This is a genomic window from Salinimicrobium sp. WS361 (assembly GCF_050750585.1).
Lineage (GTDB): Bacteria > Bacteroidota > Bacteroidia > Flavobacteriales > Flavobacteriaceae > Salinimicrobium.
The window spans coordinates 89,752-102,377 of the sequence record NZ_JBOJLM010000002.1; the positions used below are offsets into that span (position 1 = coordinate 89,752).

Consider the following 12,626-nt stretch of genomic DNA (forward strand, 5'->3'; position numbering starts at 1 on the left):
ATTTTGTCTGAAAATAGAAAAATTTGGGGAGACTGCTGCTCCTGAAGGAATTATCTGTAGCTTGAGAAGCAGCAGATCTTTTGTAGTTTGAAAGTACCTGAGTTTCAGAATGAAAAATTCTGCTGCAGAAGCTGTTTTAGTTCCCGGAATTAAATAAAAGACAACTTCGTCCACATTTTTTGTGCATAAATCTCACAATTTTTTGAAATTCGGTACTCGTAAAAAGCGTCAATGGGTTTAAATCCTCAGTTTTTCCTGCTATATTTGTCTTTCCAGTTATTTGAACGTTCCCTATGCTTTCAGCTATACTTTTAGGTTTTATCTTTTCCATTTTTCTGGTCTTTGCCGGAAAATATTTCAAAGGTAAACTTGCTGTACTTTCATCACTCGTTCCGCTGGTGTTGTTCCTGTACTTTCTTTCTTTTATCCCACAGGTAGCCAATGGCGAGGTGATAAGGGCCAATTACGAGTGGGTGCCAAGTTTGGGGCTCAATCTTGACTTTGCTCTCGATGGGCTTTCCCTGCTGTTTTCACTATTAATTACAGGAATTGGTTTCCTGGTTTTTGCCTATACCGCGGCCTATTTAAAGGGGCATGATTACCTGGACAGGTTTTACGGATATCTTGGTATGTTTATGGGTGCCATGCTGGGCCTTGTTTTGAGCGACAACCTGCTCTCAATGTTTATCTTTTGGGAGTTGACAAGTATAAGTTCCTTTTTTCTTATTGGGTTTAACAATACAAGTGAAGCCTCCCGAAAGTCGGCTGTGCTTGCTCTTGCCATAACAGGATCTGGAGGGTTTCTTTTACTTGCCGGGGCGCTATTGCTGGGAGGCGTGGCAGGAACTTACAGTATAAGTGAGATGGTGGGGCTTAGCGACAGCATTGTTCAAAGCGAATCTTACCTCTGGATTGTCCTTCTCATTTTTGGCGCAGCTTTCACAAAATCGGCGCAGTTTCCATTCCATTTTTGGCTACCGGGAGCAATGAAAGCGCCAACTCCGGTATCTACTTACCTGCATTCGGCTACCATGGTCAAGGCAGGGATTTATCTTTTGTTGAGATTTACACCTGTATTGGGAGGAGAGGATATTTGGAATACCACGCTTATTACCGTGGGAGGAATTACTATGTTCTATGCTGCCGTGCATACTCTTTTCAGGACCGATCTCAAAGGGGTTTTGGCCTATTCTACCATTGCGGTTCTGGGGCTCCTGGTCTTTCTTATTGGGTTGGGAACGGAATATGCTTTGACGGCTGCGACTGTTTATATCATTGTTCATGCACTCTATAAAGCCACTTTATTCCTGGTAACAGGTATTATTGATCACGAAACAGGAACGCGAGATGTCACACGTCTTGCCGGATTGCGTAAAGTGATGTTCCCTGTTGCAATCGCAGGTTTTCTGGCTGCACTGTCCAGTGCCGGAATGCCGCCTTTTGTTGGGTTTATAGGAAAAGACCTGGTTTACGAATCTACTTTACATATGGGCTCCTGGGCCATTGTGCTTACTGTTTTAGCTATAGCGACAAATATCTTGGTGCTTTATGCAGGCTTTGTTGCTGGAATAAAACCTTTTACGGGTAAACTTCCTGAAAGTTTTTCAAAAGTGCACCTGCCAAGCTTTCTTATGTGGCTTCCGCCGGTGATCCTTGCTGTGCTTGGATTGGTTGTGGGTATTTTTCCCGGCCTCATAGACGGGCCACTGGTTCAGCCCCTAGTAAATGCAGTGGGAATAGATGACTCTGAGCTACATCTCAAGTTGTGGCACGGTTTCAACACAGTATTGGGATTAAGTGCTCTTACCCTGGGTGTCGGTTTTCTTTTGTACTTTCTTGTAAAGCCATCTAAAAAGAAAGAAAAAGGTGTAGCACGATTTGACTTTATTGCACCTCTTACTCTGGTAAACAACTTCGGAAATAGTTTCAGGACTTTTTCCAACTGGTGGACGCGCATCTTCCAAAATGGTTTTCTGCGGAATTATGTTTCCACAATCATACTGTTTTTGGTGGTGCTGGTAGGATATTCTCTTTTTTCTGACCATGACGGGATACCTATAGATTTCTCTTCCTTCTCAAGAATGACTTATTATGAAATGATCATCATGGGAATCATGTTCATGGCAATCCTTTTTGTGGTAGGCGCGAGATCAAGATTAACAGCCGTGGTAGCTATGGGGGTTGTGGGCTATGCTATATGCCTCATGTTTGTGATATACAGTGCGCCCGACCTGGCAATGACGCAGTTCTCTATTGATACCCTTACGGTGATATTATTTGTTTTGGTACTTTCGAGCCTGCCAAAGTATCTTTCAATCTCCGATTATAAGATGAAAGCCATAGATGGGGTACTCTCTGTTTCTTTTGGTATTCTTATTACACTCATCGCTCTTGAAGTCCTGGGAGAACCGGTGAACAAAGAAGTGAGTAATTTCTATGCAGATAATGCTTATGTCATGGCCAAAGGGAAGAATGTGGTCAACGTTATCCTGGTAGATTTTAGAGGGGTTGATACGTTAATGGAAATATCGGTGCTTACCATAGCAGCCATAGGAGTATTCAGCCTGCTTAAGCTCAGGTTGAGAAGAGATGACAGGGAACTAAAAGATTAAAACAATGAAGACAATTATACTACGTACTGCTTCCAATTATATGTTGCCGTTGCTTCTTGTGTTCTCGGTATTCATACTGCTTAGAGGTCATTACCTGCCGGGTGGAGGCTTTGTGGGTGGTTTGATTGCTTCTATTGCCTTTGTACTGCATGCTTTTGCAAACGGGCTTGGAGATACACGACAGTTGATAAGATTTCATCCCGGGTTTTTAATGCCTACAGGATTGACCGTATCTTTTTTAAGTGGTGTTTCTCCCATCATCTTTGCAGGAAAACCTCTTATGACCGGTTTATGGTATCCTCATCATTTACCCATAGTGGGAAATTTAGGATCGGCCCTGTTTTTTGATATTGGAGTTTACCTGGTAGTACTGGGAGTGACCTTAACCATTATATTCACTATATCTGAATCTGTATAACCTATGGAAGTACTTTTAGCGATCATGGTGGGTACGCTGTACGCTTCGGGCATCTATATGATTCTTAGGCGCAGTTTAGTGAAGCTCATTATTGGCATCATCCTTTTAGGAAATGGAGCAAACCTCCTTATTTTCCTGCTTGGGCGCATAGCCAAAGGTTCACCGCCAATCATCCCCGGAGATTCAAAAGTTTTTCTTGAAGCCTATTCCGATCCGCTTCCGCAGGCACTTATACTTACAGCTATTGTCATCAGTTTTGGTTTGCAGTCATTTGCTATTGTGCTTGTAAAAAGAGCCCATAAAGTGGTGAAGACCGATGATCTTGATGAAATGAACGCAACAGACGAATACTCATGATCGAACAGTTAGTTATTTATCCTCTTATTACACAAATGCTCCTGGCGATTGTGCTCATGTTCCTGTGGAGCCGAATTAGCTCGCAACGGGTTATAAGCATCATTGGGAGTCTTTTGAACCTGGGAGTGGCAGTGTGGCTTTTTGTTACGGTGTGGCAGGAGGGAACACTTTCTATACAGGCAGGAAACTGGGAGGCGCCATTCGGTATAACCTTTGTAGCTGATACTTTTGCAGCAACCCTTGTCTTGCTTACTGCTATTGCAGGTGTTGCAGTGTCCAGCTTCTCGGCCGGCTCTGTCATCCCGGCCCGTTTAAAATTCGGGTTTTTTCCTATTTTTCATTTTCTGTTGCTGGGGCTTAACGGTGCTTTTCTTACGGGTGATATCTTTAACCTCTATGTTTGGTTTGAGATCATCATTATCACCTCCTTTGTCTTGCTCACCATTGGGGGAGAAAAGGCGCAGCTTGAAGGTGCTGTAAAATATTTTACGCTTAACATACTGGCTTCAATTGTCTTTCTTACTGCTATAGCAGTTCTGTACGGACTCACAGGAAGCCTTAATATGGCCGATCTTGCCTCGAAGGTGGCAGCAGTAGAGAATCGTACTCTTGTGCAGGTAAATGCCCTACTGTTCTTAGTTGGCTTCGGAATTAAATCGGCACTGTTTCCGCTTTATTTCTGGCTGCCGGCCTCTTATCACACCCCACCATCGGCTGTTTCTGCCATTTTTGGAGGCTTACTAACCAAAGTGGGAGTATACGCTTTGATAAGGGTGTTTACGCTCATTTTTGAAGTAGATCCATTCCTGCAGAACGTTCTGCTCGCTGTGGCCGTTCTTACGCTCTTTAGTGGCGCTGTAGGTGCAATTGTTCAGAATAACATCCGGAAGATATTTTCTTACCTGGTGATTTGCCATATAGGTTATATGATAGCCGGTCTGGGAATGATGACCGAAATGGCCATAGCAGGTGCTATTTTTTACCTTATTCACGATATTATGGTGAAGACGAACCTGTTTATGGTGAGTGGTGTGATCTACAAGATCAAGGCAAACCATAACATCAAAAAGCTTGGTGATTTCTATGCCGATCATCCAAAGCTGAGCCTGCTGTTTGCTATTCCCCTGTTTTCCCTGGTGGGAATTCCGCCGCTATCGGGTTTCTGGCCAAAGCTTTCTTTAATTTCTGAAGGTTGGTTTACAGACAATTTCATAGTGATAGGAGCCATTATTTTTGCCAGTTTTATAACCCTGGTTGTAATTATCAAGCTGTGGGGAGAAGTGTTTTGGAAGACGGGAGAGAAGTTGCCTGAAGTGCGGAATTTTCCGTACTTTAATAAGTTGACAAATATTAAAAAGACTCAAATGCTGGCGCCAATTATTTTCCTGTCTATTGTAAGTCTTTATCTTGGATTTGGGGCAGGGAATATTCAGAATCTGGCTGAAAGGATCGCATTTGAACTTATGGACAATCAGGAATATATTAATACGGTACTAAGAAAATAAAAGAAGATGAAAAACCGGTTTTTAGCAAATTTACTCCTCACATTTATCTGGGTGGCGCTTACCGGAAGCTTTACTGTTGCCAATATTTTATTCGGATTTATCCTCAGTTATTTTGTGCTTTTTATCATCACCCGGGGAACCGGCCGCGCCAGGTATTTTAAGCTGGTGCCAAAACTTATAGGCTTTTTCTTTTACTTTCTTTACCAGCTGGTAAAGGCAAATGTACAGGTGGCCTGGGAAGTAGGCACGCCAAAGCTGCACATGACGCCCGGTATTGTAGGAGTGCCTCTTGACGTACGGTCTGATGCCCAAATTACCTTATTGGCCAATATGATCACGCTTACACCGGGAACGCTTAGCCTTGATGTTTCCGAAGATAAAAAGGTGCTGTACGTTTATTCCATGTACATCACGAACAGGGAAGAATTCATCAGGGAAATCAAGAACGGATTTGAAAAACGCATTTTAGAGATCTCTTCATGACATTAGACGATTATTTATACTATATAATCCTTCCGGCACTATCTATAGCGATCTTGCTGGTTTTCTTCAGGTTCTTTAAAGGGCCCACAATCTCAGACAGGGTAGTGGCAGTAGACCTGCTGGTAACTATGGGAATTGGTGTTATAGCCGTGTACAGCATCCTATCTCATCAACCCACTTTTTTAGATATCGCACTGATATTGGCCCTCATTGGATTTTTGGCTACGGTGGCGTACTCTTTTTATATTCAAAAACGTAAGGACAGGGACAAATGATAGTAGATACAATTATAGGAATTATAGCAACCCTTGGAACTCTTTTCGTACTGCTGGCCGGTGTGGGAATTCTGCGAATGCCCGATACCTACCTTAGAATGGCAGTGACCACCAAAGCAGCAACTTTAGGAATTGGGTTGATCTTACTGGCGGCAGCTGTCTACTTTAATGATCTCTCTACAACGACCCGCGTTTTGGCAGTTATAATTTTTATCCTTTTAACTGCTCCTGTTGGGGCGCATCTTATAGGTAAGGCTTCTTACATTAAAGGGAATAAACTGTGGGAAAAGACGATTATGGATGACCTTGAAGGCAAGTATAGAAAAAGGGGCAAGAACATTAGCCTTCCACGAAATATGGACCATGACAATGAAAAGCACTAATCATCTACTTTTTCTTCATCTTTATGCCCAAATAACTTCGAGATATATTTATCGACGGGGTTGAAGACCACATTGACAAATACAATTACTGCAACCAGTAAAAAAAGTTCTTTATACTTTCCAATAGCGGCAAGGCAACCCGCACCGGCACTACACCAAACTGTTGCTGCCGTAGTCAACCCGCGTACTATAGTGCCTTTATGCAAAATTACCCCGGCACCAATAAAGCCTATCCCGGTCACTACCTGTCCCAGTACCCTTGTGGTGTCAACATAATCATCTCCCGCAAAAGATAGAGAGGTGAGTACAAAAACTGCGGCCCCCAGGGAAACCAAGGAATTGGTTTTTAAACCTGCATTCTTGTTGTGTATTTCCCGCTCAATACCAATAAATAGACCTGCGAGCAAGGCCGCACCAATTCTTAAACCGAAATCCAGTAGCTCCATTTTATATTGTTAACTTAGCTTCTAATGCCGAAGTTAATATTAAAAATACACAGTTTCAATTTCAAAAGAAGATATTTCAGGCTTAACAGAGGTTCTAAAAATGGTATTATGAGAGAAGAATTTTCAAATGTTGCTGTTTTTCAATATTCGGCGGAAGCCCAGATCCTTAAAGGTAGGTTAGAGGCTGAAGGTGTTAGGACTTTCATGGTAGATAACCATACTATAGACACAGATCCTCTGGTGAGCAATGCAATTGGCGGGGTAAAGCTGAAGGTGCGTAAAGAAGATGAAGAAAAGGCACTTCAGGTGCTTGCTGCTGTCACAAAATATTCTGTTGATGATGAAGGTGAGGAAATTACCTGTCCCTCCTGTAAAAGCCCAAAAGTTGAGATCTTTACCAGTGTAAAAAGTGCAAAATCCCTTTTCTTTTTTTGCCTCTCCTTTTTAATAAATGCTCTGCCGCTCTACATAAAAAGAAATTACCACTGCACAAATTGTAAACACGAATTTAAGCTAAGGTGAACCTGGGGCAGCCAGGTAAGTATTTTTCCTAAGTGTGATTTTTCAGGTTAAACTTAAAATAGACCACATTTGCAGACTCAAAAAACATTGTTGTCCGGGGAAAGAGGCAAGATCGCTTCGCTGCAAGAACCAAGAGCCAGGACTTTATCCAACAAGTTTGATTATCAGCGATCTTAAATTCTATTTTACAAAATAAGTTCACTATTTATTCAGAAACTGAAAATTCACCTTCTATACTTTTAAATGGGCTGTTTTATTAGTGCATTCGTGGCCTTACCTCCTGTATAATTTATTTATCGGACAATACTGACTCAAAAATGCCTTTTGGACTTCATATTTCTGTCAAAACTTTGATGAAATTTTCCGTAGAAGACTGGCAAATAGTGAAGGTTCTTAAAATATTTCTGAAGCTGAAAAATTTTCTAAACGACAATGCAATTTTTGTACTTTAGAAAGAAAATCAGTTGTTTATGATGCATCCAGATACAGAAGTGCGTTTTATTAATGAGATCATTGGCTATGGGGTAGTGGCTAAAAAATTTATTCCAAAAGGAACAATCACCTGGGTGCAGGATCCGCTAGATCGGGTGCTTACTAGCGGCGAGGTAGAGCGTATGCACCCAGGCGTACAGGAGCAGGTGGATAAATATTCCTTCCGAAATAATAAAGGGGAATTCGTGCTTTGCTGGGATCTTGCCAAGTATGTGAACCATAGCTTCAACGCCAATTGTCTTTCTTCGGCTTATGATTTTGAGGTTGCGGTTCGGGATATTCAGCCGGGAGAACAATTGACCGATGATTACGGATATCTAAACATTTCTGAACCCTTTAAAGCGGTAGATGAAGGCACCGGTCGCGATACTGTTTATCCCGATGATCTTTTGAAGTACCACGAAGAATGGGACCGGCAGCTGCAGGATGCTTTTGAGAATTTTGAACAGGTTGAGCAGCCACTGAAACAATTAATTTCTTCTAATGTGCTTGAAAAGCTCAAGACGAAGCTTTCACAAAATGAGCCTCTCGATTCTATTCTGAACTTGTACTACAGGGAAAAATAGGTGGCTGAGGTTCCGGTAATTTGGGTTTGGCCAGTAATGTTGATCTCAAATATTACAAGGATAGCTTTCATTAGAAATGAGAGAAAGTTCTTTATTTTGACCTCTTAAACAGGGGCTTTTGATTATTTTTGATTCGAATAACTATGTCATGGCAACTAAACATAACCTGACTAGGGAGGAGTTCCTTGAGATGGATGATTAAGGCCGGGACATGTTATAGAGCGAAATCTTGCTGCCCGGCAGAAGACGAATAAGCCTGAAGTGTAGGTCCTTCAATTAAACAGAAAAGAGGGAAAATGAAAGAGAGACTGGAATTAGCTGAGATCCCAAGAGAAAAAAAGATCTCCAAAAAGGACTTTTTAGAGAGGTATGTGAAACCGCAAAAGCCGGTGGTTATAGAGCAGTTAATTGAAGACTGGCCTGCTTATACCAAATGGAATCTAGAATACATCAGGGAGGTGGCAGGAGATAAAACAGTGCCTCTTTTTGATGGTACAAAGACTATTTCTTCAAAATATAAGTTTAATGAGCCGCATCTTCATATGAAGATGAGCGAGTACATTGATCTTATCAAAAAAGGCCCCACCAGCTATCGGATTTTTCTTTACCATTTGTTGCGTGAAGTTCCGGAGCTTCAGAAGGATTTTAGTTTTCCAAAAATAGGGCTGCGCATCCTCAAGCAGATCCCTATGCTGTTCTTTGGCGGAGAGAATTCCAAAGTCTTTATGCATTACGACATAGACTATGCTAACATTCTGCATTTCCATTTTCATGGCAGGAAACGCTGTATTCTCTTTCCCCCTTCAGAAACAAAATATCTTTATAAAGTGCCTCATGCACTTATTACGCGTGAAGATATCGACTTCATGGACCCCGATTTTGATCAATTTCCTGCACTTCGAAAAGCGAAAGGAATGGTAACCGAGCTTGGGCATGGGGAAACGCTTTATATGCCCGAAGGTTACTGGCATCAAATGACCTATCTCACCGCGGGCTTTTCCATGAGTCTGCGGGCAGCACCAAGAAATATTGAAAACCTGAGTAAAGCCATGTATAATCTCTTTTTCATGAGGCATTTTGATAATGCAATGCGCAGGTGGAAAGGCCAGAAGTGGATAGATTATAAGAATAAGCAGGCCGTTAAAAAAACCAATAGTAAAAATGAAACTTTCTGATTTTGAATGCTTTTAGTCTTCCTTTTAAACTTATCCTAATTGGCAAAAATTAGTTTTTTGATCGTCTAATATTCTTGATATTAAGGTAAATCAAAAAAAAAGAATGAAAAGAGAGGAAAACAAAAAGGCACAGGAACAATTTGGAGAAGCAGTAAACAGTGGGAATCTTGAGAAATTAAGGGATCTCGTTGCGCATGATGTCAAAGACCATGATCCTGCACCCAACCAGGGACCCGGTCCTCAGGGCTATATTGATTTCTTTACCATGATGCGAAATGCTTTACCCGATATGAAGATAGAAGTTAAAAAGCTGGTTGCAGATGAAGATGATGTGGCATTCGCTTACACCCTTACCGGAACTCATAAAGGAGATTTTATGGGAGTAGAAGGAACAAACAAGTCAGTTAAAGTGAGGGGGATGCAAATTAGCCGTTTTAAGGACGGTAAAATGGTAGAGAGATGGGGGTAGCAGTGACGAACTGGGAATCCTAAAGCAAATAGGAGCCGATGTGCTGATTAAGAAATAACATCTTCTATTACCTCAATTATAAGAAAAGATTCATATCCTTTTGAAGAGAGAAAATCATGTAATTTTTTCTTCTTTTTGAAAGGATTTGTCTCTTTAATAAGCGGTATTTTTTTTTCGGTCAATGAATAGAGAGTGGTTTTATAATCTGCCTCATTTATCTCGGTCATGGCTAGTTTTATGATGGGAGAGGAGATGTCCCTTGCTTTTAGCTCTTGCTTAATCTTATATCGCCCCCATTTTTTGATCCGGAATTTACCCCGTACAAAACTGCGGGCAAAGCGCTCTTCATTGAGAAAATCCTCCTGCATCAGTTTAATGATGATCTCTTCGCGGGCAGCAGGGATCATGCGCATTTCAAGAAGCTTATCTTCAACCTCTTTCTGTGACCTGTCGCGATAGGCGCAGTATTGCATAAGCTTTAGAGTGGCTTCTTTTACAGTGTATGATTTTCCAGCTTCTTTGTTCAAGATCTATAATTCAAAATTGGGGATCAAAAATACAATTTTAAGCCTGCAGTAACTTCAGGCAATTGGATAAAATGTCTTGTTTTTTACGCTTAAATCTTAAAGCGAAGCGGTCTAAAATATGTAATCCTCATCTCACTACTCATATCTAAAATCTCATATCTATGAATAAAAAAAACGCCTCCCAAATAAATGAAAGGCGTTTCTTTTTGTTATTGAATCACTTCCCCGGCAGTGTCGTGAAAGTGGTATTCAAGATACGTGTAAGCATCTCTTGGTACTATTTTAACCCACTTTTTATGGTCGAAGAACCATTTGGAGCGGGGTGATGGAAAACCTTTGGTTAAAAAGGCTGCTATAAAAGGATGTGCACTAAGAGTGATCTTTTTATAGTCTTTCTTTAGAAGCTTTTGCAAATCCTGGTTGATCCTGTTGACCAAAACAATGGGAGCTTCGATTTCTTCCCCGTTTTTATTGGGGTTCTCCTCCCTGGTTTTGATGTTCATTTCGGGTCTAACCCGTTGTCTTGTAATTTGTACAAGTCCAAACTTACTGGGGGGCAAAATCTTATGTTTTGCGCGGTCGTCACTCATCTCCTCTTTAAGATGATCGTACAAAGCTTTTCTATTCTCAGCCTTGTTCATGTCTATGAAGTCAACTACAATGATCCCTCCCATGTCGCGAAGGCGCAGTTGTCGGGCTATTTCGGTAGCACTAATAAGGTTTACCTCAAGTGCGGTGTCTTCCTGGTTTTTTGATTTGTTGGAGCGGTTTCCGCTATTCACGTCAATAACGTGCATGGCTTCAGTGTGCTCAATGACCAGGTATGCCCCTTTGTTCATAGAAACGGTGCGGCCAAAAGTAGTTTTGATTTGTCTTTCGATCCCAAATTTTTCGAAGATGGGAATATTTGAGTCGTACAATTTTACAATGGATTCTTTCTTTGGAGCAATTTCGCTCACATAATCTTTAATTTGGGTGTACAAGGTTTCATCGTCTACACAAATAGAGGTAAATGAATCATTAAAGACATCTCTCAAAATAGAAGATGCCCTGTTTAATTCACCCAATACTTTTGAGGGATGAGGTGCTTTGTACAACTTTTTACACATTCCTGTCCAACGACTCATTAAATTCTGAAGGTCGTTGTCCAGTTCTGCTACTTTTCTGCCTTCTGCTACGGTACGTACAATAATTCCAAAGCCTTTTGGTCTAATACTTTTTACAAGTCGTTTTAGGCGGTCCTTTTCCTCTTTACTTTCTATTTTTTGAGAAACAGAAACGCGATTGGAAAAAGGAACCAGTACGATGTAACGGCCCGGAAGGGAAAGTTCAGAACTTATTCTCGGGCCTTTGGTTGATATGGGCTCTTTTACTACCTGTACCAGTAGCGATTGATTTGATTTTAAGACATCTGCAATGCTTCCGTCCTTATCAATATCTTTTTCTAAAGGAAAATCCTTAAGGGAGTAATCCTTTAATTTACCTGTGCTTACACGTTTTATGAACTTCAGCAAAGAAAGTATTTGCGGGCCAAGGTCGTGATAATGCAAAAATGCATCTTTAGTATAGCCTACATTTACGAAGCCGGCGTTTAAGCCGGGGACAGTTTTTCGCACTTTTGCGAGAAATATATCTCCTACTGCAAAATTACTGTCGTCTTCTTCCTTGTTGAGTTCTATTAGTTTTCCATCTTTTAATAAGGCAAAATCTACAGCAGAGGAACCGGTTCTAATAATTAACTCTTTGTTCACTCTAAATTGATTTTATTCCGCATGTGGCGGATGGATTAAACAATAAAATTCACAGGGTTTTTAAATTCCTGAGGAAATTCAAGCTCAGAGAACCTAAATTTGAATTTCGATTTCAAAGAACGTTTTAAACAAAAAAAGTAGTATGAAAACTACTTCTTTTTCTTGTGGCGGTTAGCTCTTGCTCTTTTTTTACGCTTGTGCGTAGCTACCTTATGTCTTTTTCTCTTTTTACCACTTGGCATAGTGTGACTTTTTAATTAATTAAATTTATTTTGTTTCTGCCTACGGGCAGGGAATTACTTTACCTCAACGTTAGATTTCACGCCTTCAACAAATACTTTGGCAGGTTTAAAAGCCGGAATATTATGTGCAGGAATCTTTATAGTGGTATTCTTGGAAATGTTTCTTCCGGTTTTTTCGGCTCTTGTTTTGATGATAAAGCTTCCAAATCCTCTTAGGTAAACGTTGTCACCAGCCTCTAGTGAAGTTTTTACCTCCTCCATAAAGGTTTCCACAGTAGCCTGAACATCTCCTTTCTCCATTCCTAGTTTCTCGGAGATTTTTGCCACGATATCTGCTTTCGTCATTTTCGTATAATTTATTAATAGGGTTTGTAAATTTTCGAGGGGCAAATATATGAATTAA

At 40.9% G+C, this 12,626-nt stretch carries 15 protein-coding genes; 11 read left to right on the plus strand and 4 right to left on the minus strand.

Annotated elements, in window-relative coordinates; genetic code table 11:
• Positions 1-293 precede the first annotated feature (293 nt).
• From ACQ93I_RS02265 to mnhG, 7 genes are read left to right on the plus strand one after another with little or no spacing between them, the layout of a single operon-like run.
• Positions 294-2,612 (plus strand): putative monovalent cation/H+ antiporter subunit A, encoded by a 2,319-nt coding sequence (locus ACQ93I_RS02265; protein ID WP_431696966.1) that lies wholly within the window; start codon positions 294-296, stop codon positions 2,610-2,612.
• A 4-nt stretch (positions 2,613-2,616) separates the two neighbouring features.
• On the plus strand, positions 2,617-3,030 hold the full coding sequence (locus ACQ93I_RS02270) for a Na+/H+ antiporter subunit B (RefSeq protein ID WP_266070009.1): 414 nt from the start codon (positions 2,617-2,619) through the stop codon (positions 3,028-3,030).
• A 3-nt stretch (positions 3,031-3,033) separates the two neighbouring features.
• Entirely contained in the window at positions 3,034-3,387 is a 354-nt protein-coding gene (locus ACQ93I_RS02275) for a Na+/H+ antiporter subunit C (protein WP_266070008.1), read from the plus strand.
• Positions 3,384-4,892, plus strand: coding sequence for a proton-conducting transporter membrane subunit (locus tag ACQ93I_RS02280; RefSeq protein ID WP_431696967.1), 1,509 nt, complete (start codon positions 3,384-3,386; stop codon positions 4,890-4,892). The genes ACQ93I_RS02275 and ACQ93I_RS02280 overlap by 4 nt, the downstream gene beginning before the upstream one ends.
• Positions 4,893-4,898: 6 nt before the next feature.
• Positions 4,899-5,375, plus strand: a complete 477-nt coding sequence (locus tag ACQ93I_RS02285) for a Na+/H+ antiporter subunit E (RefSeq protein WP_431696968.1) — start codon at positions 4,899-4,901, stop codon at positions 5,373-5,375.
• Positions 5,372-5,650, plus strand: a complete 279-nt coding sequence (locus ACQ93I_RS02290) for a cation:proton antiporter (RefSeq protein ID WP_266070005.1) — start codon at positions 5,372-5,374, stop codon at positions 5,648-5,650. Before ACQ93I_RS02285 ends, ACQ93I_RS02290 begins: the two co-directional genes overlap by 4 nt.
• A complete protein-coding gene (mnhG, locus tag ACQ93I_RS02295) occupies positions 5,647-6,033 on the plus strand; it encodes a monovalent cation/H(+) antiporter subunit G (RefSeq protein ID WP_431696969.1) in 387 nt (128 codons plus the stop codon). The genes ACQ93I_RS02290 and mnhG overlap by 4 nt, the downstream gene beginning before the upstream one ends.
• On the opposite strand, the gene ACQ93I_RS02300 is transcribed toward mnhG, so the two are convergent.
• Positions 6,030-6,479, minus strand: coding sequence for an MgtC/SapB family protein (locus ACQ93I_RS02300; protein WP_431696970.1), 450 nt, complete (start codon positions 6,477-6,479; stop codon positions 6,030-6,032). The genes mnhG and ACQ93I_RS02300 overlap by 4 nt on opposite strands.
• Positions 6,480-6,587: 108 nt before the next feature.
• On the opposite strand from ACQ93I_RS02300, the gene ACQ93I_RS02305 reads away from it, so the two are divergent.
• From ACQ93I_RS02305 to ACQ93I_RS02320, 4 genes are all read left to right on the plus strand, one after another.
• Positions 6,588-7,001, plus strand: a complete 414-nt coding sequence (locus tag ACQ93I_RS02305) for a putative signal transducing protein (RefSeq protein WP_431696971.1) — start codon at positions 6,588-6,590, stop codon at positions 6,999-7,001.
• 470 nt (positions 7,002-7,471) lie between these two features.
• Complete coding sequence (locus ACQ93I_RS02310; RefSeq protein WP_431696972.1) at positions 7,472-8,059, plus strand: SET domain-containing protein; 588 nt, start codon at positions 7,472-7,474, stop codon at positions 8,057-8,059.
• Between the two features lie 296 nt (positions 8,060-8,355).
• A complete protein-coding gene (locus ACQ93I_RS02315) occupies positions 8,356-9,234 on the plus strand; it encodes a cupin-like domain-containing protein (RefSeq protein ID WP_431696973.1) in 879 nt (292 codons plus the stop codon).
• Positions 9,235-9,337: 103 nt separating this feature from the next.
• A complete protein-coding gene (locus ACQ93I_RS02320; protein ID WP_431696974.1) occupies positions 9,338-9,703 on the plus strand; it encodes an ester cyclase in 366 nt (121 codons plus the stop codon).
• Between the two features lie 47 nt (positions 9,704-9,750).
• Here ACQ93I_RS02320 and ACQ93I_RS02325 read toward each other — a convergent pair whose 3' ends face one another.
• The 3 genes from ACQ93I_RS02325 to ACQ93I_RS02335 all read right to left on the minus strand — a co-directional run bounded on the left by ACQ93I_RS02325 (position 9,751) and on the right by ACQ93I_RS02335 (position 12,583).
• Positions 9,751-10,230, minus strand: coding sequence for a regulatory protein RecX (locus ACQ93I_RS02325; protein WP_431696975.1), 480 nt, complete (start codon positions 10,228-10,230; stop codon positions 9,751-9,753).
• A gap of 209 nt (positions 10,231-10,439) precedes the next feature.
• Positions 10,440-11,981 carry an Rne/Rng family ribonuclease gene (locus ACQ93I_RS02330; protein ID WP_431696976.1) on the minus strand — a complete coding sequence of 514 codons (1,542 nt, stop codon included), beginning with the start codon at positions 11,979-11,981 and terminating at the stop codon, positions 10,440-10,442.
• Positions 11,982-12,277: 296 nt separating this feature from the next.
• Positions 12,278-12,583: an HU family DNA-binding protein gene (locus tag ACQ93I_RS02335; RefSeq protein WP_262507439.1), complete on the minus strand. Its 306-nt coding sequence runs from the start codon at positions 12,581-12,583 to the stop codon at positions 12,278-12,280.
• Positions 12,584-12,626 lie beyond the last annotated feature (43 nt).

Excerpts from the sequence above, each read along its gene's own strand:
- ACQ93I_RS02265 (WP_431696966.1), top strand. The coding sequence starts at position 294 with ATGCTTTCAGCTATACTTTTAGGTTTTATCTTTTCCATTTTTCTGGTC.
- ACQ93I_RS02285 (WP_431696968.1), top strand. The coding sequence starts at position 4,899 with ATGAAAAACCGGTTTTTAGCAAATTTACTCCTCACATTTATCTGGGTG.
- ACQ93I_RS02290 (WP_266070005.1), top strand. The coding sequence starts at position 5,372 with ATGACATTAGACGATTATTTATACTATATAATCCTTCCGGCACTATCT.
- ACQ93I_RS02315 (WP_431696973.1), top strand. The coding sequence starts at position 8,356 with ATGAAAGAGAGACTGGAATTAGCTGAGATCCCAAGAGAAAAAAAGATC.
- ACQ93I_RS02310 (WP_431696972.1), top strand. The coding sequence starts at position 7,472 with ATGATGCATCCAGATACAGAAGTGCGTTTTATTAATGAGATCATTGGC.
- ACQ93I_RS02305 (WP_431696971.1), top strand. The coding sequence starts at position 6,588 with ATGAGAGAAGAATTTTCAAATGTTGCTGTTTTTCAATATTCGGCGGAA.
- ACQ93I_RS02320 (WP_431696974.1), top strand. The coding sequence starts at position 9,338 with ATGAAAAGAGAGGAAAACAAAAAGGCACAGGAACAATTTGGAGAAGCA.
- mnhG (WP_431696969.1), top strand. The coding sequence starts at position 5,647 with ATGATAGTAGATACAATTATAGGAATTATAGCAACCCTTGGAACTCTT.
- ACQ93I_RS02275 (WP_266070008.1), top strand. The coding sequence starts at position 3,034 with ATGGAAGTACTTTTAGCGATCATGGTGGGTACGCTGTACGCTTCGGGC.
- ACQ93I_RS02270 (WP_266070009.1), top strand. The coding sequence starts at position 2,617 with ATGAAGACAATTATACTACGTACTGCTTCCAATTATATGTTGCCGTTG.
- ACQ93I_RS02300 (WP_431696970.1), bottom strand. The coding sequence starts at position 6,479 with ATGGAGCTACTGGATTTCGGTTTAAGAATTGGTGCGGCCTTGCTCGCA.
- ACQ93I_RS02280 (WP_431696967.1), top strand. The coding sequence starts at position 3,384 with ATGATCGAACAGTTAGTTATTTATCCTCTTATTACACAAATGCTCCTG.